This window comes from Serratia sp. 2C06, from assembly GCF_050037615.1.
Taxonomy (GTDB): domain Bacteria; phylum Pseudomonadota; class Gammaproteobacteria; order Enterobacterales; family Enterobacteriaceae; genus Serratia; species Serratia ureilytica.
In genome coordinates this window covers 2707555-2733278 of record NZ_CP188299.1, presented here as the reverse complement: position 1 = coordinate 2733278, position 25724 = coordinate 2707555, and the positions used below count along the sequence as shown (strand labels likewise).

Below are 25724 nucleotides of genomic sequence, written 5' to 3'. Positions count from 1 at the left end.
TTCACTTTACAGGCGCATCCATTAAAACTGAGTAAAGCTTATTCCTCCTAACCTCCAGCTCAGTTTCCTCATAGTTTTGGCTTTTCTGCAAGTTCTGTTCTGAAAGCAGAACGCAATAATCTGGATTATCAATAAGATTTATTATTCTTTTCGCCAACTCATCAACATTATCCAACTCGAACAATTCAGAAGCATTGACAATCTCCGGTACGCCACCAATAGGTGTTGAAAGACAAGGTAGACCTCTCGCCATGGCTTCAATAACACTTCTAGGCAGCCCCTCTTGGCGAGTCGGAAGTGCAAATATATCAAAACTGTCAAGGTACTTGAACACATCAGATTTAGTAGAGACTGCGCCTGGAAACACGACACGATCGACAATGTCTAATTTCAAAGCGAGTTCTTTAAGAACTGCCAACTCCTTCCCATCTCCGACAATGGTACATTTGAGCTGAGCTCCCGCAGTCAAACACTTCCTCACCGCTCGCAAAAGGACATCTCCACCTTTATGGGGAGTATCTAGCCGTGCGATAAGACCAACGTGCCATATGTCACCACGAGGGAACACACGAATTTCTTGGTCCACAATATCGGATGACTTCAATGAAATGGAAGAGTAATTAGTGCTGAAAGCCGCATTTTTAGCTGGGTATTTATTCTGTAGATAACTCGATGTCACATATGAAATAACATAGGCATTTTTTACAAGCATTTTGAATGTGATATAAGAAAACTGCTGTAGAAAAAACCTTAACTTATGTTTGTAAGAGCCCTTAGCAAAATCATCCCAAGGATCAGAAACAACCTCAATACCATAGGCAGTATCGTTTTTCATGAACCAATCTTGGATCACAGAGGAAAGAATCGTCGGACCACGGACAATCACTTTATCAACTATATTGATCGAATTAAGTAACTCTTTTCTTAAAACACTAAAAACTTTTATCAGTTGCCCAATTCCCTCAAAACCGGTAATAGGAATGGGCTTCACATTTTCAAGTGTAATTTTCACCCAACCATCCGGCACTTTATTAACTTTAGTGACTCGGCATATAGGCCTAACTACGGAAAAAACCGCCAAGTATCGAATCCAAAAACTATCACCGTATGTTTGTTTACTTACCCAATAATCGCCATTCGCATCTGACAGCATTCTGTTATTACAAATCACGCCCAATACCTGGTTACTTTTCATCCTGTTTATACCTAGTTAAGGAAATTGCCATAAATAAAAGCAAAGTCATTGAGTATGGATCATGGAATAGATCGTCATACATCAAGATAAATGAGAATAGTAAGAAGAATGATAAGCCATATTCAGCGAGTATCTTTTTCATTCTATACAGGATAAGAAGAGTAAAGACCAAACCATTCTCTGCCAGAGAACCTAAAATAAATGAATTAGCATGTGTTTTAACTTCTTCTACACCATTGCCTGAGTCGCCCCAGATAAATACATCAGTCAGCACTGGAAACTGTTTAAATCCTTGGCCCAATATTGGAGACTGATAAAACATCTTCAAAGCACTTTCCCACAGTTCCAAGCGCAATGTGAATGATGTATTATCCGTCAGTGAATAATTTGAATCCAAACGAAGCCAGCCAGCTAAACCTGAATAGTCAATATAGCTAGATATTGCTATCACAGCTAAAACTGAAAAAGTAGCTAAAAGTGTTATCTTTATACCGCGCACATATAACATAACAAATGCAATACTTGCTATAGCAAAGTTGCCGCGACTATTCGTTAAAACTAAGGCAAGAGTTATAACTGCAGCCACTAATATTTGAATTCTAGTATTATCCCTCTTCCCATAGAAATACAAAAGCGGGAAGAAAGAAAGGAAAAATGAGTTAATATTAGGATGTAAAAACACACCTGGGGCACGAAAGCCATCACCATACTTAAAGTTAAATTCCTGCCATGACTCAAGATAGATTGTTGAACCAAAGAACTGCAACACAGAAACAAAAAGAAGGAAGAAATACAGTATTTTAACTTCGATAGGTATCTTTCCAGCATCGTAGTTATGCTGATATTTAATGAAAAAGGCTATACCCCAAATTAAATATTCAAAATACCGAACCATTCCAACTATAGTGGGAAGCTGCACACCATGTCTAATTGAAGAGTTGATCGAAATCAAACAACAAATAAGCACATAACTAATAATAAAAATGAAGGATTTGGTACGAATAGAGTGTGGGATGTTAACCACTACATAAAAGAACGTCATCGCGCTAAATAGATCTATAAAGTAAATATCACCATTGCCGATATTGATCTTTATGCAACCTAGCACAAACGCAGTAATTACATATATTCCCCACCAAGATATTTTAATGTTCAACATATTTTTTCTTTAGCTTCGACATGTAGACAGATGAGAAAAGGACAAGAAGAAGAGTTTCAGAAAATAACGTTATACCTACGGCCCCAGCCACTCCGTACATTGGTATAAAGACAAGTCCCAATACCGCATTAAGAACTGCAGTTATAATAGACATATAGGCTCTTAACTTCTGGTAACCCATTGCCGTTATCCCATCGGCGAAAACGTAGTGGATACTCATAATTATTGGGGCTGGCAATAACAAATAGACCATGTTTTTAGCATTTGCATATTCATCCCCGAAGAAAGACAGTATAATCGGCAGAAAAATAATTATCCCAATACCAATCAGCGAAGACATTGCTACACAGAGCGCGATAAGTCTTTTAATTTTTTCTCTAAGGGCGGCCTTATTTTCCAAGGAACCCAGATGATATAGCGTAGGAGCTTGAATAGATAAAACCGCAGAAACAGGTACAAACACCAAGCTGATCAACTTATATGCAATATTGTAATTCGCAACGTCTCTCAGGTTGTTAGCAGCCCCTAAAATGACCTTATCCGAGTCGGTATAAACTGTTTTAGCCGTTGTTGCCAATGAAAAGTAAACCGCTTCTCTCATCATATGTATAGCTTTCTGGAATTGAAGCTTCAAGTTTGATTTGACGCTTCTTAATTCCTCCCAGCACATCACTGGCAAAATGAAAACTAATGACGAAATAAAATTAACATAAATAAAATCATCAGAACCCCCCCACCAAAATATAACAAAGACAATTAGCAATTTAAAAACAATAAATGCGACCGGGAATAAAGAGAATGCCAGTTTATTTCCCTTCGCCAAATACATTTGTGATAGTAATTCTATTTGCCTGAATACGAACAACTCCGCGATTAGTACCAATGCAACTGTAGAATAGTTGGTTTTATACAACAAGGCAGCAACAGGAGTTAATACCAAGGTGCCAATCGCGAGTAACAAGGCACCTAAATAGTAGTAACTTCTAAACAAACTAAAGTCTTTATCTGAAGCGTGAACTTTTATTATGCAGGGGCCAATACCAAGAATAATAAGCGGACTTAAGATGTTACACAATGCGGACACAGAGGCCCACAAGCCAAACTTATCGGCACCGAGCATTTTAGCTGCAATTGTAAAATACAGAAACTGAAAACCTAATTTTACAAATTGGCATACTATATTTACTATACTTCCTTTCATCAGACTACCCGTTGCTACCCTGTTAGGATTATGCGAAAGTTTCCTGAGCGGTTTTTTCCCAGCTATAAGATGCTGCTTTCTTACCGCATGTTTTCTTCAAAGCGGCTAATTTTTCAGCATCGTAATATAGTTGACGAATCGCCATTGCGATTCCCTCGCTTGACTCCTCGACTATTACACCTAACTCCGAGGTTACTACCTCTGGTATCGCACCCACGTTAGTTGCTAAAGAAGGCACTCCACATGCCGCAGCTTCAAGAAAAACGAGACCGAAACCTTCTACCTTTCTAACATCGGTCCGCGCAGCTAAAACAAACAAGTCAGACCCACGATACTTAGACTTAACTTCATCATCATTTAAATTATCGAAAATGTTGATATGGACACGATGTTTCTCTGCCAGTTCATTAAGCTGCTTTTTGTAGCTATCGTCTCCTCTTCCGATAATGTTGTAGGTTATTTTCTCTGCCAATTCGGATTGAGAAATAGCCTTAATGATTAGGTCATGCCCTTTCCTCGAGTCCAATCTGCCGACAGTAACTAAAACAAAATCCCTCGCTGCATCAACCTCATCAATCGATGCTACATGGCCGACCTCAATTTCTTTCCGCCACGACTCATCAATACCCAGCAATACAGTTTTGCATGGTAACACTTCACTTTCAGGGAAGTTCTCAACCATGATCTTTCTTGTATATTCACTGATAGGATACAGAGCCGTGACATCTTTAAATGGCGACAGTATTTTTACAAATGGAGATATGCGGCCATTTTTAAAATTAAGGATCTCACTCCCATAAACCGTGCTCGTGAATTTTATTTTTTCTTTCCAGGGAAAAAATTTATTTCTAAAACATACCGCCAGCCAAAATGGCCAATCGGCCACATGAACTCTGTCATAGTCACTAGGCTGGATTGCTGCTACTTCTCTTATAATCTTAGGAAACTCCTTCCATGTAAATTTCCCACCAGAATATCGATTTATCGTTAGCGTTCCGAGATCTTTTGACTCTTCCTTTTGATAACTTGGCGCGATAAGCTCAACCGAAATATCTCCCGGTTTATGTTGAACAAGCATTTGAGTATAACGAGAAATCCCTCCATTGAAGGGACTGTACTCATTGGTCAAAACTAACACTTTTTTCATTAGTGCTTATCCTTACCTTTGTTGTCACTTTTATATTCATATTGGTAATAACCATAATTTGAATAGTAAGAGCCCAACTTTCTGACCATCGCGTTAAGAATGACGCCTTTGATTTCAACTCCATTTTGCTCAAAACGACGAATACTCACTTCAACTTCTTTGACGGTGTTGACATCAAAACGGGCAACCATTAATGAAGTCCCAACATGGTGCCCAATAATTGCTGCATCAGTTACAGCCAGAATAGGTGGAGTATCGACCAGAACAAAATCATAATTTTCGCTTGCCCAAGCCAATAACTTTTCGAAACGCTCGCTCATCAACAATTCAGATGGATTCGGCGGGACTTTGCCTCGAGGCAAAACATCTAAATTAGCAACAGTAGAATGAACGACAGTTTGAGCAGGGCTGACTTGTCCGGCAAGTATCGTTGAAAGACCATTGTTCGCATTAACGCCAAAGATATCGTGAATATATCCTTTACGCATATCGCTATCGATCACCAGAACTTTCTGACCCGACTGGGCAATAGTTGCAGCTAAGTTTACGCTAACGAAAGTCTTACCAATAGACGGACTCGCACCAGAAATCATTAGAATATTGTTTTTTGCATCGAGCATTGCAAAGTGCAAACTTGTTCTCAAACTCCTGATAGCTTCAACAGCCAAGTCTGCAGGATTCCCTGTCGCCAAAAGCTCATTTGAGCGCGTGTTGAGTTTTTTCCCACGCAACTTCAGCTCTTTATCCCTCGCGCTTTGCCATTCGGACAGTGGAATGCTTGCGTAAACGTTCACTCCATTGCTTTCCAGCTCTTCTGCGCTGTCAATGCCTTTATGAAGCAACATTTTGACCAACACCAACGTTATCGAAGAAACAGCTCCCAAAATGATAGCGAACAGGATAACGAAGATTTTCTTTGGTTTTACCGGTTTCAGCTGCGTATCCGCATAGTCAACAATCCTTACGTTGCCTACCGTACTCGCTTTATTGATACTTAGTTCTTGCTGTTTGTTTAACAGCTGCATGTAAACTTCTTGCCCAGCCTGGACATCGCGCGTTAGGCTCAGAATTTCCTGCTGCGTTTTTGGCATATTGCTAACGCGTTTATTCAGCCTAGCCTTTTCTTTTTCTAATGTTGCTCTCTTCTCATTCAGTGCTCTGTATGCCGGGTGTTCTTTCGTATACAACTTAGAAATTTCGGCTTCTTTAAAGGTTAATTCATTTAACTGCGACTCCACCGCCACCATCGTATCCAATACAGACTTGGCTTCTAGAGATAAATCTACAGAGTCGTTCTGCTGACGAAATTGGTTCAGTTTGTTTTCTGCTAAATCGAGGTTTTGTCGAACCTGCGGTAGCTGTGCCTTAAGAAATTCCAGGCTTTTACCCGCTTCTTCGGATTTCCTCTCGACATTCTGTTGCAGATAATTATTGATAATACTGTTTAAAATTTTTCTGATTTGAACGGAATCATCACCCGTTAGACTCAAGGCCAGTATTCCTGTATCTTTCCCTTTATCCGCAACAGTTAATCTATCCACTAAATCATTGATGGCATCCAGGCGAGGTCGTTTTTTAAGCGTGAAGCCAGTGCCATCGCTTCCTCGGAAATCGCTGACCAGTATGCTCACGCCATGCCCTGTAGCCAATTTTCCCACAACGCCTTCGAGTATCTTATCGCCCGAGAATGATAGTTCATAAGCATCGTGGCTCTTGAACGTAAGATCTAACTTCTCGTCCAGCAAATAATCTGGAACGTGTAAACTGCTTAACGCGACTTGAGGCCTTTCGGAACTACTTTTAGTTAAACGTGAAAAACCTTTCCCAAATACAGGGAAATAGTTTGGTTCAACTTCGGTATCTAAATTCATTTCATCCAGAGTTTTACCGATTACCATCCTTGACTTTATTAATTCAATTTCTGTCGCAGAGACTGGTTGGCTATCAGGAAGGACTTTGGAGATATCATTCAATATTGAGCTACCCATATTTTGCTCAACTTGAACCAGGGCATCAGCCTGATATATCGGAGTGGCGAATACAACATAGATCAACCCGACGACAGCAAATATAGTTGTTATACCTGTAATCAACCAGCGATGGTCAATTAGTGTCCCGATCAAGCGACCTAAATCTATATCTTCGTTCTTCGCTACGTTTGGGGATACCGCCCCCTTATTTTTTTCTAACATCATAGGCCTTATAAATTATTTATTCAGCGCCTGAGCCCACTTTTCAGCAGACTCATCGATAAGTTTATAAATGTGCTCAAATGCTTCTTTGCTTTGTCGATAGGGGTCGGCAATTTCTTTTTTGCCTATCCAATGGCCAAAAAGCATTGTTTTTCCGCGGACCTCGGGTTGTATATGGCTTACTGCATCAATATGTTTCTTTTCCATCACCAAAATAAGATCATATTGTCTGCATAACGTAGCAGTTAGTTGCTGAGCAACATGTCCCTCTAAGGAGAGATTATTTTCTGAAGCAACCTCGATGGCAGTATCATCTGCGGAATGCCCCTTCAGAGCACCAAGCCCTGCAGAAGCTATTTTTTTTTGTGGTAACTTTTGCTTAAGAAGCCGCTCCCCAATAGGGGAGCGGCATATGTTGCCAACACATACAACTAAAATAGAATCAAACATATATTAGTTCCATTGTTTGATAAACCGCACCGTTTCGGTCATATCGTGTACGCCAGTGATTGTCGGCACCAATTGCATTACCACACGATTCCAGCGAACGACAGGCGCCGTTGTCACATAGACAATATCGTAGGGTTGCAGCTGGAACTCTGTCCCCATAACAAGCGCAGAAGCATCAGAGGCGTTCAACTGATAAATATTGGCAATCTTCTTCCCTTCACTTCCTCGCAAAGGTCGAATTACGAATACGCCTGTTGCATCTGACATTGCCTGATCCATCCCCTCTGCATTACCCAATGCTTCAGTTAAGGTCATCCCGCTACGGTCCATGCGCAGTGTCGACTGCTTTTTCACTTCCCCCATCACAAATACTTTCAGATCGTCATTGCGCGGGATATACAAGATATCGCCCGGGTATAGTAAATGGTTCTGCGTGAGATCACCTTTCTGCATCAATGCCTGCAGGGATATACGGTGTTCTTTGCCATTGTGTGTCAATACCACATTTCGCCAGTCCGCATTAGCACTCAGCCCCCCCGCAGCATTCACTGCGTCCATAATCGTCAATGGAACGTTAGTGATAGGTTGTTGGCCTGATTTCTCCACTTCACCAGTTACATAAACTTTCTGCGAACGGAATGCGGCGATGCTGACGTCAACTTGTGGGCTCTCGATATACTGAGCGAGACGGCCAGCAATATCACTGCGCACCTGACTGACTGTTTTTCCTGCAACTTTCACTTTGCCAATGTATGGATAGAAAATTGTTCCGTCCGAGTTAACCCAGTTGCCGGTATCACTGGCACTGCGGTATTGCCCCGCAGGCGTCGTCAGCTCTGGGTGATCCCAAACGGTCACCATCAGCACATCGCCAACGCCAATGCGGTATTCGTAATTTTGCAACTCGCGTTCTAACGCGGAATTAGGCTGCGCAACCACGGGTTTCGACCGTAGCTTCTCGATAAGACCAGGGGTCATCGGGTAAATATTAACCAATTTATCAAGATCAAAATCGCTATCTTGCTGTTTTACGACGTCTTTGCCACTGGTTGAAAGATGAGAGCCCGGCACGATAGTACAGCCGCTGACCACACTGATAGATACCAGAAGCGGTATCAGTTTCCATTGTTTTTTTGCCATCGAGTTATCATCACTTTCAAAGTAAAAAATGCATGTAATGCCAAGTCCCAGGCCAACCATGGCGCCTACCGCGGCACTCAGCGAAATGAGTTATCAATGCTCCCATGAGTACATCCTAAAACGCACTTTCATTGAGCAAGTGTTGAATTCAGATTTGTTAGACTGAAAGCCTAGGAGCATTATTGCATAGTTCTTAAATAAAAAGAGCAGCATAAGCACCGTCGTTTTTGCCTAAACATAGCAGAGGCCGGTCGGATATCGCTCCAGACCAGCCATCATGAGAGTAATTGATAAACGCTACAGAGAGAGTTGTTCAGCCCACTCACGGAAGGCCTTACCCTGCGTTGGATGACGCAAGCCATATGTCACGAATGCCCGCAAGTAACCCATCTTTTCACCGCAGTTAAACGACTCGCCAACCAACTCTGTGGCTTCTACCGTCTGATGTTTCAACAATTCGGCAATCGCGTCCGTCAACTGAATGCGTCCCCAGGCACCCGGCTCGGTTTTTTCCAAAATGGGCCAGATAGTGGCTGAAAGCACGTAGCGCCCAACGGCTGAATAGTTGGACTTCAGTTGAACATCGCTGTCCGGTTTTTCGATAATCGCGGTAATGGGTGAAGATTCGCCTGGCTGCAACACATTGTTCTGGCACGCCACAACGGAGTAATTGCGCAAAACGCGCTCATCCACAGGCTGTATCAGCACCTGGCTCAATCCCGTCTCTTCAAAGCGGGAAATGAGATGCGCCAGGTTATCTTTTTTCAGATTGGCTTTAGCATCGTCAAGCAACACATCCGGCAACAGCACCACGAAAGGAGAGTCTCCGATCAATGGCTTGGCGCAAAGTACCGCATGACCCAGCCCTTTAGGTTGCCCTTGCCGAATATGCATCAACGTTACGCCTTTCGGCGTTATCGATTGGACTTCATCCAACAACTGGCGCTTAACGCGAGCCTCAAGCATCGCTTCCAATTCAAAGGACGTATCGAAATGGTTTTCTATTGCATTTTTAGATGAATGCGTAACCAGAATGATCTCTTTGATGCCTGCCGCTACGCACTCATTAACAATATATTGAATCAAAGGCTTATCGACGATCGGCAACATCTCTTTAGGAATCGCTTTGGTCGCCGGTAGCATATGCATGCCAAGGCCAGCGACAGGAATGACAGCTTTCAACTTCGTCATGCTCGTCCTCTTCAATCTTGTGAACGTACTCAGCCACAATGTTAGTTGTTATTCAAGGCCTGCTTCAACCATCGCGAGAAATCTTCACCTTCTGTGGCATGGCGCAGACCGTATTGCACAAAGGCCTTCATATAACCCAGTTTATCGCCGCAGTCGTGTGATTTACCGCTCATATGGAAGGCTTCCACTACTTGCTCATCCATCAGCATGGCGATAGCGTCGGTCAACTGGATCTCATCGCCCGCGCCTGGAGGCGTCTTCTCGAGCAGCGGCCAAATAGCAGCGGAAAGCACGTAGCGCCCCACAACCGCCAGGTTAGATGGCGCTTCCTCGCGTGCGGGTTTTTCCACCACTGCCGACATCGGCGCACTTTCGCCTGCAACCAGTGCTACTCCCGCACAATCCACTACGCCATATTTTGACACATCCTGCTCTGGTACCGGTTCAACCATGATTTGGCTGCACCCTGTAGCCTCAAAGCGTTGGATCATTTTAGCCAGGTTTTCTGTACGAAGATCCGCGGTTGCATCATCCAACAACACATCTGGCAACAAGACGACAAAAGGGGAATCCCCTACCATGGGTTTCGCGCACAATACCGCATGCCCAAGCCCTTTCGCTTGCCCCTGACGCACCTGCATCACGGTCACATCCGGCGGGCAAATATTTTGCACTTCAGCCAGCAGCTGGCGTTTTACACGCGCTTCCAGCACGGCTTCCAACTCGAAAGAAGTGTCAAAATGGTTTTCAATCGCATTTTTCGAAGAGTGGGTAACCAGCACGATATCCTTAATGCCGGCAGCGACACACTCACCGACAATATATTGGATAAGTGGCTTATCGACCACCGGCAACATTTCTTTAGGGATCGCCTTGGTTGCCGGCAACATACGAGTTCCTAAACCCGCCACTGGGATCACAGCTTTCAGTCTTTTCTGCATTTCCACTTCCACAAGCAATTAGCTGATTTATATAGTATAAATCACACATTTTAGGCAAAGCATGGCAACGCAAACTATTCGAGCAGACACGCTACCGCCCTTGGCTTATAGCTGCCAAAACGCTGTTATGAAAAATTCCTGCACGCAATCCAATGAACGCTAAGCACGCTTCTGTGCATGACAAAGAGCTCGCATCACACGTTGGTATTTCGCAGCTTGAAGAACAACGAGAATCTATGCCCTTATAACCAAAAAACGCGAGTTATCTTCGCTTATATGGCTAAGATTCTTATACTATTGACTTGCTGATACAAGCCTTAGATACCCGTGGCTAGGTGTTTTCAGAATAAGACTACTAACGCGCTGGAGCTATGCAAATAATAACATAAGAAGCCTATTTCAATACGTTGATATTATTGAATTTTAAAGCATGTGTCTTTTATGAACAACCCAGTTAGCGTTCTCATACACAGTTTCTCCGTGATGCCAAGTACACCTGAATGTGCTTTGAATTATTAGGTGTTTTTTCTACCTAAATAACCTGTTTCCAACCATCTCCCCGGATTAGAGTTGAATTTTGCCGCCTCAGCGCCCATCATTCCCGTGCGGCATAAGCCGTAGAACTTACAGGTGAAATTGGGCGTATGGAATGGATCGCTGATCCAACAATTTGGGCCGGCCTGGCCACATTGGTCGTGCTGGAAATCGTTCTGGGTATAGACAACCTTGTCTTCATCGCCATTCTGGCGGATAAACTACCAAAACAACAAAGAGATAAGGCTCGTGTCGTCGGTCTGTTGCTGGCGCTGGTGATGCGTCTGGCGTTGCTCGCCTCCATCTCGTGGCTGGCGACGCTGACCAAACCGATGTTCATCGTCGCAGAACACCCCTTCAGCGGCCGCGATCTGATCATGCTGGTCGGCGGCATATTCCTGCTGTTCAAAGCCACCATGGAGCTGAACGAGCGGCTGGAGGGCAAGGATGAAGAGCAGCATGGCACACGCAAAGGCGCGCGTTTCTGGCCGGTGGTGGCGCAGATCGTGGTGCTGGATGCCGTCTTCTCGCTCGACTCGGTGATCACCGCGGTCGGCATGGTCGACCACCTGGCGGTGATGATGATCGCGGTCTGTATCGCCATCGGCCTGATGCTACTGGCCAGCAAACCGCTGACGCGCTTCGTCAACGCTCACCCGACTATCGTCATTCTGTGCCTGAGCTTCCTGCTGATGATCGGTTTCAGCCTGGTGGCGGAGGGCTTCGGCTACCACATTCCGAAAGGCTATCTCTACGCGGCGATCGGCTTCTCGGTGATGATCGAAGCATTGAACCAACTGGCGCAGTTCAACCGCCGTCGTTTCCTGTCGAAGGTGCGGCCGCTGCGCGAGCGTACCGCCGAGGCGGTGCTGCGCATGCTGAGCGGCAAACATGAAGAAGCCGAGGTCGACAGTCATTCCGCCAATCTGCTGGCCGACAGCGACAGCGAAAACGGCGAGATCTTCAATCAGCAAGAGCGGCGCATGATCGAACGCGTGCTGGGCATGGCGCAGCGCACGGTCAGCAGCATCATGACCTCGCGTCACGACGTCGAATACCTTGAGCTGAACGATCCGCAGGAGAAGCTGACGCAATTGCTGGAGCGCAATCAACACACGCGCATCGTGGTGGTAGAAAGCAGCGCCAGCGATGAGCCGTTGGGCGTTATCCACACTATCGACGTCCTCAAACAGCAGCTGGCGCAGGCGCCGCTGGATCTGCGCGCGCTGATACGCCAACCGTTGATCTTCCCGGAGCAGCTCACACTGTTGAGCGCCCTTGAGCAATTCCGCCAGGCACAGACGCACTTTGCGTTTGTGGTCGATGAGTTCGGTTCCGTCGAAGGCATCGTCACCCTGACGGACGTGATGGAAACCATCGCCGGCAACCTGCCGGAGGCCGGCGAAGAGGTGGATGCACGCCACGACATTCAGCAAAACGAGGATGGCAGTTGGACCGCCAACGGCTATATGCCGCTGGAAGATCTGGTGTTGTACCTGCCGATGCCGCTGGAAGAAAAGCGTGAATACCACACGCTGGCGGGGCTGCTGATGGAACACAGCCAGCGCGTGCCGCAAGAAGGCGAACAAATCACGATCGGTGACTACCTGTTTGAGCCGTTGGAGGTCAACAGCCACCGTATCCTGAAAGTGAAGATCACCCCGCCTCCCCCACCGGAGGACTACGAGGTTTAACATTGAGGCCGGGCATTGCCCGGCCTTGGTTTTACTGGGGAACCAGCAACTCCGTCGCCACGATCACCACCACCAGCCCGACAATCACCGGCACCGAAGTGCGCTTCACCACGTCGAACGGTGAGATTTTCGCCATGCCGGAGACCGCCACCACCACGCCGGAGACCGGCGACAGCGTGCGGCCGAGATTAGACGCCTGCAGCATCGGGATCACCAGATAAGCCGGGTTAACGCCCATTTGAGCCGCCAGTTTCGGGATCAGTTCGACAAACGCATAGAACGGCGCATTGCCGGAGCCGGTGGTCATGGCCGCCAGCATGGTGATCACCACCAGCACCAACATCATGATCAAACCGCCGGTGCCGAACGACTGCGCCAGCCCGATCAACCCGCTGATAAAGCCGACAGTGCTCAACCCTTGCGCGAAGACCCCGGCGGCCACCAACAGCATGACCACGCTGGCGAATGCGTCCGCCATGCCGCGATAAGCCACTTCCAGGCCGCTGAATACCTGTTTCGCGCTGAAACTGCGCACGAACTCAATCAATGCCGCCAACAGTATGCACCCCACCAGCACGGTAATGATGTGCAGCTCAGGTCCCCATTTGCCGTCGAAAATCAGCACGCCGAGGATCGGTGTAAACGGCAATATCGCGTAAAATCCCGGCGCATGGGTTTTGATTTCGCTGACGTCCATGATGTGATGCTGTTCATTGTTCTTTCTGTCGAGATAACGCTGCCAGAAAAAATGCGCCACAGCCATGCAGACAATGGCGGCAATCGAGATAGGCAGCGTGGTTTTGAACGCGAAGTCCACCAGCGGCATCTCCGCCGCTTTGGCCGCCAGCACCACGTCGCCGGAGGTCGGTGCCAGAATAATCGCCGCCGGCGAAGCGCAAATGGCAGCCGCCGCGCCGCGGCTGATGCCCACGTTCACCATCAACGGGAACAGCGTCGCCATCAGCAGCACGCCGAGGCCAGTGGCGGAAGAGACCGCCAGCGACATCAGGCAAGCGACAAAATACGCCGCCACCATCAGCAGATAAGGCGAATTGATCATCTGCAACGGGCGTGAGGCCAGCTTGACCACCACGTCGTTGGCGCCGATATGCGTCATGTAGGCGGCAAAGCCGCACAGCATCATGATCATCATGCCGAGATCGCCGCCGCGGCTCATCAGCAAAATCTTGACGTATTCGATCATGTCGGTCGCGCGCCAGCCGGTTGAGGCGGCGCCTGACGGCAACAGCGTTTTCCCCATCAGGGCGCTGATGCCGAGCAGCAGCAACCCTCCCACCAACAAGACGCCGGTAGCGGAATATCCCTTGATAATGTAACGGCCCACGCCCGCCGCGACCGCGGCGCCAATAAGGAGCTCTATCATGTTTCCTCAACTCGTCATTTTTCGCGCTCAAGCGCACAGTAATAGCAAAACTGGCCCTTACTCTGCACAAACTGAGCAGAGGTCTTCATGACCTTCATCAAGGTAACGGAGAGAAATTATCGCGGGAACCTCGATATTGACGCGGGCCACACTGTGGCCCGCATCGGAGGGATTACAGCTTGTCGAGCAGCTTTTTCAGATCCTGACCTTCGCGCGAATCCTTGTTCTTTTCAGCCCATTTGTTCAGCGCATCTTTAGCCCGATCCTGCAGCGTTTTACGCAACACCTGATCGACCTGCAGTTGATAGTTGAGCTGTTGCCACGGCCCATAGACCCGCAGCGGGATCGGCGTTTTTTGCAGTTGCTCGATCAGCTCGCCGCGCCCTTGCCATCCGCCGGTGACGCGCACGTTAAGCGCCATATCGCACTGTTTGCCCGGCATATCGATGCTGCCGGCGCCGGTCAGCGCCAGCAAAGGAGAATCCGCCGTCAGACCGCTGAGCTTGATCGTGCCCTGATTCAGACTGGCCTGCGCCGAGACGTTTTTGACCTCGGTATAACGCTGATAGCTGTCTTGCCCGCGCACGCTGTTATCGTTGCGCGCCACAGCCTGCTGGATCAGCTGCTGAATGTTCAGGCCATGCAGCTGCGCATCCTGCATCGCCAGCTGCGCCGTACCGCGCCAGCGGCGCTCAAATGACTGTGAAGAGAGGCGATCGCCGGTCAAATCCCCTTTCATGCTGAATTTGCCGGTCAACATCTGCGGCATGTCGAAGGCTTTGAGCACCGTGCCCAGTTCAACCTGGTTCAGCGCCGGCTGCACGCTGATCACCGGTTTATTGCCGCGCGCGTCCAGCGAGCCCGGCAAGGAGAAATCACCGCCGGCCAATTGTCCGGCGAGTTTATGCAGCGTCAGCAGTCCGCGTTGGTTGTCCGCCACGACGGCCAACTGAGTGACGTTCATACCGCGATAGGTCAACTGCGCGGCCTGCAGATTCAACTGCGCATTGAAATCGCGCAGCGCCTCTAAATTCTGCTGCCGATCGTCAACCTGGCTGGCGATCACCGGCGCGGAAGTCACAGCGGGTTGTTCGGCGGTATTGGTGCTGGATTGCCAGCCGGAGAGCGCATCGAGATCGAGGTTAGCCGAATTGAGGTTCACCACATAGCCGGGCACCGCCCCCAGCGTGGCGCTGATATCGCCGGTCAATTGGCTGTTATTGGCACTGACGCTCAGCTGGCTGACGGCAATCTGCGCCGGCGTCTGCTGATAGACCACCTGCGCATTGCCCTCTCCCTGAATACCGCCGTTCGGAATATCCGCACCCGCCAGTTGATAATTGAACTGGGTGACTTTGGCGCCAATCTGGCGAGGGAACTGCTGCAAGTCGACATCGGCCGCCATGCTGAAAGTCAGGTCGCGCTGATCGCGATTGACCCGGCTGGAAAGTTCCAGCTGCGCCTGTCGCGTCTGCGTTTGTTGCAGGGTGAGATTGATATTCCGGACATTAATTTGCTCATTGTCGGCGCGCTGCCAAATCAGCAGACTGTCCACGACCCGCAGATTATCGATATCGAACTTCCAGGCTGCATCTGCCGCGTCTGTGCCAGTGCCGGCCGGCGCGATCGGGGCATCCATCTGCGAATGCTCTTCGCTATCGGGCGTGAGGAGAATGACGGCGTTTTTCAGCATCACCTGTTTCACAAACAGCTGATGCGACAGCAGAGGCAACAGTTTGACATCGAGGCGCATATTTTCCGCGCTCACTACCGGCGCTTTCGCGCCCGGCGCGGTCAGCGTCATGCGCCCGGCCAAAATGCTGAGCTGCGGCCAGATATGCCAGCGCAGGTCGCCTTCGAGCGTCAGCTGATAGCCGCTCTTCTGCTCGACCTTTTTGACCATGTAACCGCGAAAATCATTCGGATTGACCAGCAGTACCAGCGCGGACATCCCCGCCACCACAACCACCAGTAAAATCGCCAATGTCGTCAGTAATCTTCTCATGCCACCCTCTTGTCAGCGCCACACCGACGGTGCATCCCGCGCCGTTAGTCCTTGTCGATTCGACTGGCTACTGCGCCCTGCTGATCGCGATATTTTGCGTCCTGCCGGCTGTTGTATGGCCGGGCCGCCGGGCCGGACAACGGTTCAAAGCTCAAGGCCCCGATCAGCATGCCCGGCCGCAGCGCCAGCGGCAGCTTGCCGGAGTTGTAAAATTCCAGCACGATGCGTCCGTGCCAGCCCGGATCGATACGGTGCGCAGTGACGTGCACCATCAACCCGAGGCGCGCCAGAGAAGAACGGCCGTCGAGCCACCCCACCAGATCGTCCGGCAGCGTCACGGATTCGAACGTCACCGCCAGGGCCAGCTCGCCGGGATGAAGGAAAAACGCCTCGCCTTCCGGCAGGACAATCTCGTCGCTCATCACGCGATCCAACGCAGCGCTGACTTCGTCTTTCGGCCCGCTGAGATCGATAAAAGGCGCGGTATGGCCGCTGAATACGCGGAACTGGTTGCCCAAACGGACATCTACTGTGGCCCCGTTGATGCGTTCGAGCGGCGGACGTGGGGAAATCACCAGTTTCTCGCTATCCAGCCAGGCTTCTATATCGCGGTCGCACAGTCTCATGTCTCTCTTCTCCATCAAAACGCGTAACTAAACAAAAATTGCCACACAACGGGCGAAAGGTCTACGCCGGGGTGCAAATAGTTGGCCGCCGGCCGGAAATACACATTTCCGGCCATTAAGCGGCATTATTCAAAGAATTGGCTGATTTTGGCTTTCAGAATATCGATCGCGATGCGGTTTTTGCCGCCGCGCGGGACGATGATATCGGCGTATTGTTTGGAAGGTTCGATAAACTGCAGGAACATCGGGCGCACGGTCTTCTGGTATTGCGCCATCACCGAATCCATCGAGCGGCCGCGCTCGTTGACATCGCGCTTCATGCGGCGCATCAGGCAGATATCCAGCGGCGTGTCGACGAAGATCGAGAAATTCATCTCCTGGCGCAAGCGGATATCCGTCAGCAGCAAGATCCCTTCCAGAATAATGACTTTTTTAGGTTTCAGGTGGACGGTTTCTTTCTTGCGCGTGTGCTCGGTGTAGCTGTACAGCGGCAGTTCGATCGCTTTGCCGGCCTTCAGCATCTGCAAATGCTGGAACAGCAGGTTGTGATCCATGGCGCTCGGGTGGTCATAGTTGGTTTTGACCCGTTCTTCCATGGTCAGGTGACTCTGGTCTTTATAGTAACTGTCTTCTGGAATAACGCCGATGTGCTCATCGCCGACCTGCTCGCGGAGTTCGCGGTACAACGTGCTGGCAATAAGGCTTTTTCCGGAGGCAGATGCGCCAGCTATACCAATAATGACGCACTGATGCGGATTGTCAGTCATAAAATTAAAGACCTGATTTCGTAATGTGAAGGGAGGGAACTAAAACGCGACAATTATAGGGAGTCGTCGGGGTTTGCGCCACTGTATATTGCGCGACGGCGGGCGAATTCAGGCTATCGCGCCGTACCGGCGATATGACATTTTAAGAATCTCACGGCTAGGGCAATGCCCCGCAACAGGTTACACTCCTGCGCTGACTTAGGGACCCCGTAGTCTTTCATCGGAGAGTGATGTGCTGGATTGGTATTTTTTGACTTTTTTCGGCGACAGCATGCTGCTGCTGCCCTGCGCGCTGATTCTGTTTTTGTTGCTGATCGTGTTTCCCGCCACTCGCGCGGCAGGCTGGCAATGGGCGCTGATCTTCGGTTTCACCGGCGGGCTGGTCTGCCTGTCCAAGTTGGCCTTTATGGGCTGGGGCATTGGTAGCGCAAGTTATGACTTCACTGGATTCAGCGGCCATTCGGCCCTCGCCGCGAGCATCTGGCCGCCGCTGCTTTGGGCTTTAACCGGTCGATTTTCCCATCCAGTGCGCAGCATCGCGTTGTTGACCGGGTGGATATTGCCTTTCACCATCGGCGTGTCGCGCCTGGAAATCCGCGTGCATTCGGTATCCGAGGTCATCAGCGGACTGATTTTAGGCTACCTGGCCAGCGCACTGTTTTTATGGCTGCAACGAGGGAAAGCGCGACCACAGCTTGCCTGGTCGCATTTGGCCATTGCGCTGGCCTTGCCGTTGGCGCTGATGGGGCAGCGGCAGCCGGCCCCCACCCAGGGATTGCTGGAACATATCGCCAAAACGCTGGCGCAGATCGAACGCCCTTATATCCGTGCCGACCTGCACAAGCCTACCCGTACCCCATAAAAAAACCCGGCGTTAAGCCGGGTTCTTTCACTGCCGCAAACAGATTACAGCGCGCGGAACGCAATCTCCGTCGGGATCGCTTCACCCTGCCAATACATCTGCGCGGCCACGCGGCCGGCGAGCTGGCGATACCTCTCGGCGAATTCGCTCTCCGGGCGGCTGATCACCGTCGGCGTACCGCGATCCAGATCTTCACGCAGCGAGATATGCAGCGGCATCTGCCCCAGCAGACGGCTGTTATATTTCTGCACCAGCTTCTCGGCGCCGCCGGTACCGAAGATCGGCTCATGGTGGCCGCAGTTGCTGCAGATATGCACGCTCATGTTCTCGACAATGCCCAATACCGGCACATGCACTTTCTCGAACATTACGATGCCTTTGGCGGCATCCAGCAAGGCGATATCCTGCGGTGTGGTGACCACCAGCGCGCCGGTCACCGGAATGTTCTGCGACAGCGTCAGTTGGATGTCACCGGTGCCCGGCGGCATGTCCAGCACCAGGTAATCCAGATCCGGCCACAGCGTATCCTGCAGCAACTGCATCAGCGCCTTGCTGGCCATGGGGCCGCGCCACACCATGGCGTTGTCGTCGGTCACCAGATAACCGATGGAGTTGGTCGCCAGCCCGTGCGCCATGATCGGCGCCATGTGCTGCCCGTCCGGCGAGGTCGGCCGCTCATGTTCGGTGCCCAGCATATTGGGGATCGACGGGCCGTAAATGTCGGCGTCCAGAATGCCGACCTTGGCCCCTTCGGCGGCCAGCGCCAGCGCCAGGTTGACGGCGGTGCTGGATTTCCCCACTCCGCCTTTGCCGGAGCTGACGGCGATGATGTTGCGCACGCCTTTGATCCCGGCTTGGCCGTTGGCACGCTTCAGCGTCGTGATATCGTGTTTCAGCTTCCAATCGATGGCGCCGGCGCCGGTCACGCGCAGCAGTTCGGGGCCGACGCTCGCCTGCAGCGCTTCAAAACCGCTCTGCCAGGCAAAGGGCATCGTCAGTTCGATATGCAGTACATCGTCCAGCAACGCGCAGTGATGGATAGCCTTCAATGCGGTCAGGTTGTTTTTCAACGTCGGGTGTTCAAAGGCGGCCAGTACACCGGTCACCAGGGCGCGCAGAACTTCGGGGTTGGTCTGCTCAGGGGATTTTGCGTTCATCCCGGCTCCTTGATTTTGAATGGGTAGCTTCCGGCTAAGCATACCAGAACTGCGCGGCGGCTGGCGCGTATAACCTGTAAGAAACCGCCCTAGCAGCGAAGGGCGCGATCGGTTAACATCGAAGGCCCTTTTATTCATTACAGAAAGCAAGTTCTCACTATGGCTCAAGTCGCGAAAAAATTATTGGTGACGTGCGCGCTACCGTACGCAAATGGTTCCATCCATCTCGGCCACATGCTCGAGCACATCCAGGCGGATATCTGGGTGCGTTACCAACGAATGCGCGGCCACGAAGTGCATTTCATCTGCGCGGACGACGCGCACGGCACGCCGATCATGCTGAAAGCGCAGCAACTGGGCGTTAAACCGGAAGAAATGATCGCGGAGATGAGCCAGGAGCACCAACAGGATTTCGCCGGCTTTGGCATCAGCTATGACAACTATCATTCGACCCATAGCGATGAAAACCGTGAGCTGTCCACCCTGATTTACAGCCGCTTGAAAGAAAACGGGTTTATCAAGAACCGCACCATTTCTCAGCTGTACGATCCGGAGAAAGGCATGTTCCTGCCGGATCGTTTCGTGAAGGGCACCTGCCCGAAATGCAAATCGCCGGATCAGTACGGCGACAACTGCGAAGTGTGCGGCGCCACCTACAGCCCGACGGAACTGATCGATCCGAAGTCCGTAGTTTCCGGCGCGACGCCGGTGATGCGCGACTCCGAGCACTTCTTCTTCGACCTGCCGGCCTTCAGCGAAATGCTGCAGGCGTGGACGCGCTCCGGCGCGCTGCAGGAGCAGGTGGCTAACAAGATGCAGGAGTGGTTCGAATCCGGCCTGCAGCAGTGGGACATCTCCCGCGATGCGCCTTACTTCGGCTTCGAAATCCCGGATGCGCCTGGCAAATACTTCTACGTCTGGCTGGACGCGCCGATCGGCTACATGGGCTCCTTCAAGAACCTGTGCGACAAGCGCGGCGATCTGGACTTCGACGAGTTCTGGCGCAAAGACTCCACCACCGAGCTGTACCACTTTATCGGCAAGGACATCGTCTACTTCCACAGCCTGTTCTGGCCGGCGATGCTGGAAGGCAGCCAGTTCCGCAAACCGAGCAACCTGTTCGTGCACGGTTACGTGACGGTGAACGGCGCCAAGATGTCCAAGTCGCGCGGCACCTTCATCAAGGCCGGCACCTACCTGCAGCACCTCGACGCCGACTGCCTGCGCTATTACTACGCCGCCAAGCTCTCTTCACGCATTGACGACATCGATCTCAATCTGGAAGACTTCGTGCAGCGCGTCAACGCCGACATCGTCAACAAGGTGGTGAACCTGGCTTCGCGCAACGCCGGCTTTATCAACAAGCGCTTCGGCGGCAAGCTGGCCGACACCCTGGCCGATCCGGCGCTGTACCAGACCTTCGTCGACGCGGCACAGAGCATCGCCGAAGCCTACGCCGCCCGCGAGTTCAGCCGCGCAATCCGCGAAATCATGGCGCTGGCCGATCTGGCCAACCGCTATGTGGATGAGCAGGCGCCGTGGGTGGTGGCGAAGGAAGAAGGCCGCGACGCCGATCTGCAGGCCATCTGCTCGATGGGCATCAACCTGTTCCGCGTGCTGATGACTTACCTTAAGCCGGTGCTGCCTTCGCTGACCGAACGCGCCGAAGCGTTCCTCAACGCCGAGCTGAGCTGGGACGCGATCCCGCAGCCGCTGCTGGGCCATCAGGTGAACGCGTTCAAAGCGCTGTTCAACCGCATCGATCTGGACAAGGTCAACGAGATGGTCAGCGCCTCGAAAGAAGACATGGCCGCCGCCAAGCCGGTGACCGGCCCGCTGGCTGACGATCCGATCCAGGAAACCATCACCTTCGACGACTTCGCCAAGGTCGACATGCGTATCGCCCTGATCAAGAGCGCCGACTTTGTCGAGGGCTCCGACAAGCTGCTGAAGCTGCAGCTGGATCTGGGCGGCGAATCGCGCCAAATCTTCTCCGGCATTCGCTCCGCTTACCCGGACCCGAAAGCGCTGGAAGGCCGTCTGACCATCATGGTCGCCAACCTGGCGCCGCGTAAAATGCGCTTCGGCGTGTCAGAAGGCATGGTGATGGCGGCAGGCCCTGGCGGGAAAGAGATCTTCCTGCTGAGCCCGGACAGCGGCGCGCAGCCTGGCATGCAGGTCAAGTAATCGCACAGATGCGCGGCGTAGGGAGGGTCGAGCTTGCTCGGCCCTTTTTTATTGCCCCAACCCCCACGTTATAAGCATGAAGAAAAAGTCATAACCGCCCTGATTCCCCTGCCCGCCGCATCCGGCTATGATGCTCCGAAACCCAAAATAGACGTCCAGACAGAAAGACTGCTATAACAGACCTTCACCGGGATCGTTTCCCTGCTTTTTTGGAGCCTATAATAATGAAAAACCTCAAGACTTCGCTGCTCGCCCTCAGTCTGTTGTCCGCCCTGCCGCTGCAGGCGGCGGAAAACGCCACCGTACCCGCCGCCATCGCTCAGCATCAGGGGCCGGTGCGCATCGCGGTGATCCGCAACCTCGGATCCGACGACAACACCACGCAATTTTTGGCGGGCGCCATTCAGGAAGGGCGCAAGCTGGGCTTTAAGGTGGATACCTTCCTCAGCAATGGCGACGACGCGCGCTTCCAGGACTTCGTCAATCAGGCTATCAGCCAGAAATATGACGGCATCATTCTCTCGCAGGGGCGAGCCCCCTATTCCACCGACCTGGTCAAGCGCATCGCGGCGGCCGGCATCGCCGTCGCGGCTTTCGATACCGACGTCAGCGGCAGCGTTCCCGGCGTCACCGTCTCGCAGCAGGACGACGCTTCACTGGCCAATGCCTCCTTCGGCCAACTGGTGAAGGATTTCAACGGCCAGGCCAATATTGTCAAGCTGTGGGTGGCCGGCTTCCCGCCGATGGAGCGCCGTCAGGCCGCTTATCAGCAGTTGCTGAAACAGCATCCGGGCATTCATGAGCTGGAATCGATCGGCGCGGTCTCATCCGACGTGCAGGGCGATACCGCCAACAAGGTGGGCGCGGTGCTGGCGAAATACCCGAAAGGCAAGATCGACGCCATCTGGGGCACCTGGGACGCCTTTACCCAAGGGGCTTACAAGGCGTTGAAAGAGAACGGCCGCACCGAAATCAAGCTGTACAGCATCGATATCTCCAATCAGGATTTACAGCTGATGCGCGAGGCCGGCAGCCCGTGGCAGGTCAGCGTGGCGGTGGATCCGAAGCTGATCGGCGCGGTCAACCTGCGCCTGGTGGCCAACAAGATCGCCGGGGAAAGCACGCCGGACAACTATCAGTTCAAAGCGGCGGTCATTCCGCAGGCGCTGCTGCTGGCGCAGCCGGGGCCGGTCAACGTCGCCGGCCTGGCGAAGATCATCCCCGGCTGGGGCAGCAGCAGCGATTTCGTTCAGCCGTGGTTCGCCACGCTGCAGGCCGAACACGGTAAATAATGCTGTTTTTCACGAGGCTGCCGACGCAGCCTCTGTTTTTCAGATAAATATCGGCAGCCCCCTTCCGTCCCCGCCAAAATGCGCTATGTTATCTGCATCGCCCAATAACTGTATGCATAAACAGGTTTCAAATGAAGGGATTCCCCTCGCTGATCAACGTACTGCTGGCCAGTTCGCTGGTGTTGACCATCGGCCGCGGCGTCACGCTGCCGTTCATCACCATCTACCTCACCGAGCACTTCCAGCTGTTGCCGAAAAGCGTGGGCGTGATCCTGGGCGTCAGCCTCACCCTCGGCATCATCGCCAGCCTGTACGGCGGCTATCTGGTGGACAAATTCAGCAAAAACCGCCTGATCCTGCTGTCGATTTTATTGTTCGCGCTGAGTTTCTTCGCCATTCCCTGGATCCCGCGTCCCGGCGCCGTGATCGTGGTGCTGGCGATCCTGCATACCTGTTATTCGGTGCTGAGCATCACCATTAAGGCCTGCTTCGCCGACTGGCTGCCGGTCGAGCAGCGCATCAAGGCTTTCTCAATCAACTACACGCTGGTCAACGTCGGCTGGGCGATCGGCTCTGCGCTCGGCGTTCTGGTGGCCGGGCTGAGTCCGCTGCTGCCGTTCTACCTGTCAGGCGGCCTGGCGCTGGCGACGGTGGCGGCGCTGAGCCTGCGCTTGCGCGGTGGTGAACAGCGCCCGGCGCCAACCGCCGCCGCACCGGCCGCGCTGGCCAATTTCCGCCAAACGCTGGCCATCTTGCGCAGCGATCGGCGGCTGATCTACTTCACCCTCGGCAGCACGCTGGGCGCGGTGGTGTTCGGCCAGTTCACGGGTTATTTGTCGCAGTACCTGATCACCGTCTCCAGCGCCGAGTTCGCCTACAAAATCATCGGGTTGGTGATGATCGTCAACGCCGGTATCGTCATCGCCCTGCAATACCTGCTCAGCCGCGGCATGCGCCAGGAAAATATGCTGCGCTGGCTGGCGCTGGGCACGCTGTTTTTCATCGTCGGGCTGCTCGGTTTTATGATGGCCGGCCAGGCGGTCTGGCTATGGCTGGCGGCGATGGCGGTGTTTACCCTCGGCGAGATCATCGTCATTCCGGTGGAATACATGTTTATCGACTTTATCGCGCCGCCGCACCTGAAAGGCAGCTACTATGGCGTACAGAACCTCAGCGCGCTGGGCGGCGCGATCAACCCGATACTGAGCGGGATGTTGCTCAGCTACGCCGCGCCGCCGTTGATGTTCGTGATGCTGATCGTCGCCGCGCTGCTCAGCCTGCTGTTTTTCTGCCTCGGCCATCGTTTGGCGGAACGTTCTGCGGCAACGGCCGAAGACGCGCGCTGACCCTGCCTGCAACTCTCAAAGCAGGATGTCAACCCGCCGATCGCGCATGGCAGGCATAGCGAGAATTCATAGTGCGATCTGTGGCGTGGCTCACAGTTTAATTGTATGATGAATTCATCGGTTAAACGGGAAAAGACAATGGCCAACGTGCTCACACTGTGCTGGAAATACCTCAGGGCCCTGCTCCTCATCTACCTGTGTCTGTTCGTCGGCAACGCAGTGGCGGCGCTGCTGCCGTTCGCCATTCCCGGCAGCATCATCGGCATGCTCTTGCTGTTCGCGCTGCTCTCCACCCAGATCCTGCCGGCCAAATGGGTTAAACCCGGCTGTCATTTGCTGATCCGCTACATGGTGCTGCTGTTCGTACCGATCGGCGTCGGCGTGATGAAATATTACGACCAGATCGTCGCGCATCTGGGCCCGCTGGTCATTTCTTGCCTGATCAGCACGCTGATGGTGCTGGTGGTGGTCGGCTATACCTCACACTATTTTCACCGCGAGCGCCGCATTGCCGGCAAGCCCGACGACACGGAGGGCAACTCATGATCCACGAAATCTGGTGGTCGCTGCCGCTGACGCTGGCGGTCTATTTCGCCGCGCGCTGGCTGGCGCGCAAGTTGAACATGCCGCTGCTCAATCCGCTGCTGGTTTCCATGGCGGTGATCATCCCGCTGCTGCTGCTCAGCGGCATTTCCTATGAGCGCTACTTCCAGGGCAGCAGGATCCTCAACGATCTGCTGCAGCCGGCGGTCGTCGCGCTGGCCTTCCCGCTGTATGAGCAGTTGCACCAAATCCGCGCACGCTGGAAGTCAATTATCACGGTGTGCTTCATCGGCAGCCTGACCGCCATGATCAGCGGCGGCGCCATCGCCCTGTGGTTGGGCGCCACGCCGGAAATCGCCGCCTCTATCTTGCCGAAATCGGTCACTACGCCGATCGCGATGGCCGTCGCGGACTCGCTCGGCGGCATTCCGGCGATCAGCGCGGTTTGCGTTATTTTCGTCGGCATCCTCGGCGCCGTGTTCGGCCACACGCTGTTCAACCTGTTGAAAATCACGACCCCCTCGGCGCGTGGCCTGGCGATGGGCACGGCTTCCCACGCGCTGGGCACCGCGCGCTGCGCGGAGATAGACTATCAGGAGGGCGCCTTCGGCTCGCTGGCGCTGGTGATCTGCGGCATCATCACCTCGCTGCTGGCGCCATTTGTGTTTCCGGTGCTGTTGCATCTGTTCGGTTGATCAGGGTGAAACTTGC

Annotated in this window: 21 protein-coding genes; 7 read left to right on the top strand and 14 right to left on the bottom strand. The window is 52.2% G+C overall.

From position 1 onward, the window contains the following. Window position 1: 1 nt before the first annotated feature. The 9 genes from ACP3TA_RS13525 to galU form a co-directional block, all read right to left on the bottom strand. Window positions 2-1195, bottom strand: a complete 1194-nt coding sequence (locus tag ACP3TA_RS13525) for a glycosyltransferase family 4 protein (protein ID WP_195880757.1) — start codon at window positions 1193-1195, stop codon at window positions 2-4. Continuing rightward, window positions 1185-2354: an O-antigen ligase family protein gene (locus ACP3TA_RS13520; protein ID WP_033642461.1), complete on the bottom strand. Its 1170-nt coding sequence runs from the start codon at window positions 2352-2354 to the stop codon at window positions 1185-1187. The genes ACP3TA_RS13525 and ACP3TA_RS13520 overlap by 11 nt, the downstream gene beginning before the upstream one ends. Beyond that, window positions 2341-3555, bottom strand: coding sequence for a lipopolysaccharide biosynthesis protein (locus ACP3TA_RS13515; RefSeq protein WP_071991637.1), 1215 nt, complete (start codon window positions 3553-3555; stop codon window positions 2341-2343). Before ACP3TA_RS13515 ends, ACP3TA_RS13520 begins: the two co-directional genes overlap by 14 nt. 28 nt (window positions 3556-3583) lie before the next feature. Further along, window positions 3584-4702: a glycosyltransferase family 4 protein gene (locus ACP3TA_RS13510; protein WP_050594411.1), complete on the bottom strand. Its 1119-nt coding sequence runs from the start codon at window positions 4700-4702 to the stop codon at window positions 3584-3586. After that, window positions 4702-6894 (bottom strand): tyrosine-protein kinase Wzc, encoded by a 2193-nt coding sequence (wzc, locus tag ACP3TA_RS13505; protein WP_206196192.1) that lies wholly within the window; start codon window positions 6892-6894, stop codon window positions 4702-4704. The genes ACP3TA_RS13510 and wzc overlap by 1 nt, the downstream gene beginning before the upstream one ends. 15 nt (window positions 6895-6909) lie before the next feature. Beyond that, entirely contained in the window at window positions 6910-7344 is a 435-nt protein-coding gene (locus ACP3TA_RS13500) for a protein-tyrosine-phosphatase (RefSeq protein ID WP_033642459.1), read from the bottom strand. A 3-nt stretch (window positions 7345-7347) separates the two neighbouring features. Then, window positions 7348-8484, bottom strand: a complete 1137-nt coding sequence (locus ACP3TA_RS13495) for a polysaccharide export protein (protein ID WP_033644231.1) — start codon at window positions 8482-8484, stop codon at window positions 7348-7350. A 297-nt stretch (window positions 8485-8781) separates the two neighbouring features. Continuing rightward, window positions 8782-9675, bottom strand: coding sequence for a sugar phosphate nucleotidyltransferase (locus ACP3TA_RS13490; RefSeq protein WP_206196190.1), 894 nt, complete (start codon window positions 9673-9675; stop codon window positions 8782-8784). Window positions 9676-9716: 41 nt separating this feature from the next. After that, window positions 9717-10616 carry a UTP--glucose-1-phosphate uridylyltransferase GalU gene (gene galU, locus ACP3TA_RS13485; RefSeq protein WP_206196188.1) on the bottom strand — a complete coding sequence of 300 codons (900 nt, stop codon included), beginning with the start codon at window positions 10614-10616 and terminating at the stop codon, window positions 9717-9719. Between the two features lie 644 nt (window positions 10617-11260). Between galU and ACP3TA_RS13480 the strand changes: the two genes are divergently transcribed. Then, a complete protein-coding gene (locus tag ACP3TA_RS13480; protein ID WP_033642457.1) occupies window positions 11261-12844 on the top strand; it encodes a TerC family protein in 1584 nt (527 codons plus the stop codon). 31 nt (window positions 12845-12875) lie between these two features. Here the strand turns inward: ACP3TA_RS13480 and dcuC are convergent, their stop codons facing one another. The 4 genes from dcuC to udk all read right to left on the bottom strand — a co-directional run bounded on the left by dcuC (window position 12876) and on the right by udk (window position 17626). Beyond that, window positions 12876-14228, bottom strand: a complete 1353-nt coding sequence (dcuC, locus tag ACP3TA_RS13475; protein WP_101453339.1) for an anaerobic C4-dicarboxylate transporter DcuC — start codon at window positions 14226-14228, stop codon at window positions 12876-12878. A 172-nt stretch (window positions 14229-14400) separates the two neighbouring features. Beyond that, the gene (asmA, locus tag ACP3TA_RS13470) at window positions 14401-16233 is read right to left on the bottom strand and encodes an outer membrane assembly protein AsmA (protein ID WP_426784307.1); all 1833 of its coding nucleotides are present in this window, start codon (window positions 16231-16233) and stop codon (window positions 14401-14403) included. Window positions 16234-16277: 44 nt separating this feature from the next. Further along, a complete protein-coding gene (gene dcd, locus ACP3TA_RS13465) occupies window positions 16278-16859 on the bottom strand; it encodes a dCTP deaminase (RefSeq protein ID WP_019454407.1) in 582 nt (193 codons plus the stop codon). A gap of 125 nt (window positions 16860-16984) precedes the next feature. Continuing rightward, the gene (gene udk / locus ACP3TA_RS13460) at window positions 16985-17626 is read right to left on the bottom strand and encodes a uridine kinase (protein WP_033642454.1); all 642 of its coding nucleotides are present in this window, start codon (window positions 17624-17626) and stop codon (window positions 16985-16987) included. 232 nt (window positions 17627-17858) lie between these two features. On the opposite strand from udk, the gene ACP3TA_RS13455 reads away from it, so the two are divergent. Next, window positions 17859-18488 (top strand): phosphatase PAP2 family protein, encoded by a 630-nt coding sequence (locus ACP3TA_RS13455; protein WP_033642453.1) that lies wholly within the window; start codon window positions 17859-17861, stop codon window positions 18486-18488. Between the two features lie 44 nt (window positions 18489-18532). Here ACP3TA_RS13455 and apbC read toward each other — a convergent pair whose 3' ends face one another. After that, window positions 18533-19645 (bottom strand): iron-sulfur cluster carrier protein ApbC, encoded by a 1113-nt coding sequence (apbC, locus tag ACP3TA_RS13450; protein ID WP_047572129.1) that lies wholly within the window; start codon window positions 19643-19645, stop codon window positions 18533-18535. 159 nt (window positions 19646-19804) lie between these two features. Here apbC and metG point away from each other — a divergent pair, with 159 nt between their 5' ends. From metG to ACP3TA_RS13425, 5 genes are all read left to right on the top strand, one after another. Continuing rightward, the gene (gene metG, locus ACP3TA_RS13445; RefSeq protein WP_046686707.1) at window positions 19805-21832 is read left to right on the top strand and encodes a methionine--tRNA ligase; all 2028 of its coding nucleotides are present in this window, start codon (window positions 19805-19807) and stop codon (window positions 21830-21832) included. 224 nt (window positions 21833-22056) lie between these two features. Continuing rightward, entirely contained in the window at window positions 22057-23124 is a 1068-nt protein-coding gene (locus ACP3TA_RS13440) for a sugar ABC transporter substrate-binding protein (protein WP_047572131.1), read from the top strand. 131 nt (window positions 23125-23255) lie between these two features. Further along, window positions 23256-24470 carry an MFS transporter gene (locus ACP3TA_RS13435; protein ID WP_426784306.1) on the top strand — a complete coding sequence of 405 codons (1215 nt, stop codon included), beginning with the start codon at window positions 23256-23258 and terminating at the stop codon, window positions 24468-24470. Between the two features lie 138 nt (window positions 24471-24608). Continuing rightward, a complete protein-coding gene (locus ACP3TA_RS13430; protein WP_033642448.1) occupies window positions 24609-25016 on the top strand; it encodes a CidA/LrgA family protein in 408 nt (135 codons plus the stop codon). Next, entirely contained in the window at window positions 25013-25708 is a 696-nt protein-coding gene (locus ACP3TA_RS13425; protein ID WP_142002158.1) for a CidB/LrgB family autolysis modulator, read from the top strand. Before ACP3TA_RS13430 ends, ACP3TA_RS13425 begins: the two co-directional genes overlap by 4 nt. Window positions 25709-25724 lie beyond the last annotated feature (16 nt).

Coding starts and splice junctions, on each gene's coding strand:
- ACP3TA_RS13435 (WP_426784306.1), top strand. CDS start 23,256: ATGAAGGGATTCCCCTCGCTGATCAACGTACTGCTGGCCAGTTCGCTG.
- apbC (WP_047572129.1), bottom strand. CDS start 19,645: ATGAACGCAAAATCCCCTGAGCAGACCAACCCCGAAGTTCTGCGCGCC.
- ACP3TA_RS13525 (WP_195880757.1), bottom strand. CDS start 1,195: ATGAAAAGTAACCAGGTATTGGGCGTGATTTGTAATAACAGAATGCTG.
- ACP3TA_RS13425 (WP_142002158.1), top strand. CDS start 25,013: ATGATCCACGAAATCTGGTGGTCGCTGCCGCTGACGCTGGCGGTCTAT.
- dcd (WP_019454407.1), bottom strand. CDS start 16,859: ATGAGACTGTGCGACCGCGATATAGAAGCCTGGCTGGATAGCGAGAAA.
- ACP3TA_RS13515 (WP_071991637.1), bottom strand. CDS start 3,555: ATGAAAGGAAGTATAGTAAATATAGTATGCCAATTTGTAAAATTAGGT.
- ACP3TA_RS13500 (WP_033642459.1), bottom strand. CDS start 7,344: ATGTTTGATTCTATTTTAGTTGTATGTGTTGGCAACATATGCCGCTCC.
- galU (WP_206196188.1), bottom strand. CDS start 10,616: ATGCAGAAAAGACTGAAAGCTGTGATCCCAGTGGCGGGTTTAGGAACT.
- wzc (WP_206196192.1), bottom strand. CDS start 6,894: ATGTTAGAAAAAAATAAGGGGGCGGTATCCCCAAACGTAGCGAAGAAC.
- ACP3TA_RS13430 (WP_033642448.1), top strand. CDS start 24,609: ATGGCCAACGTGCTCACACTGTGCTGGAAATACCTCAGGGCCCTGCTC.
- dcuC (WP_101453339.1), bottom strand. CDS start 14,228: ATGATAGAGCTCCTTATTGGCGCCGCGGTCGCGGCGGGCGTGGGCCGT.
- asmA (WP_426784307.1), bottom strand. CDS start 16,233: ATGAGAAGATTACTGACGACATTGGCGATTTTACTGGTGGTTGTGGTG.
- ACP3TA_RS13510 (WP_050594411.1), bottom strand. CDS start 4,702: ATGAAAAAAGTGTTAGTTTTGACCAATGAGTACAGTCCCTTCAATGGA.
- ACP3TA_RS13440 (WP_047572131.1), top strand. CDS start 22,057: ATGAAAAACCTCAAGACTTCGCTGCTCGCCCTCAGTCTGTTGTCCGCC.
- ACP3TA_RS13495 (WP_033644231.1), bottom strand. CDS start 8,484: ATGGCAAAAAAACAATGGAAACTGATACCGCTTCTGGTATCTATCAGT.
- udk (WP_033642454.1), bottom strand. CDS start 17,626: ATGACTGACAATCCGCATCAGTGCGTCATTATTGGTATAGCTGGCGCA.
- ACP3TA_RS13480 (WP_033642457.1), top strand. CDS start 11,261: ATGGAATGGATCGCTGATCCAACAATTTGGGCCGGCCTGGCCACATTG.
- metG (WP_046686707.1), top strand. CDS start 19,805: ATGGCTCAAGTCGCGAAAAAATTATTGGTGACGTGCGCGCTACCGTAC.
- ACP3TA_RS13490 (WP_206196190.1), bottom strand. CDS start 9,675: ATGACGAAGTTGAAAGCTGTCATTCCTGTCGCTGGCCTTGGCATGCAT.
- ACP3TA_RS13520 (WP_033642461.1), bottom strand. CDS start 2,354: ATGTTGAACATTAAAATATCTTGGTGGGGAATATATGTAATTACTGCG.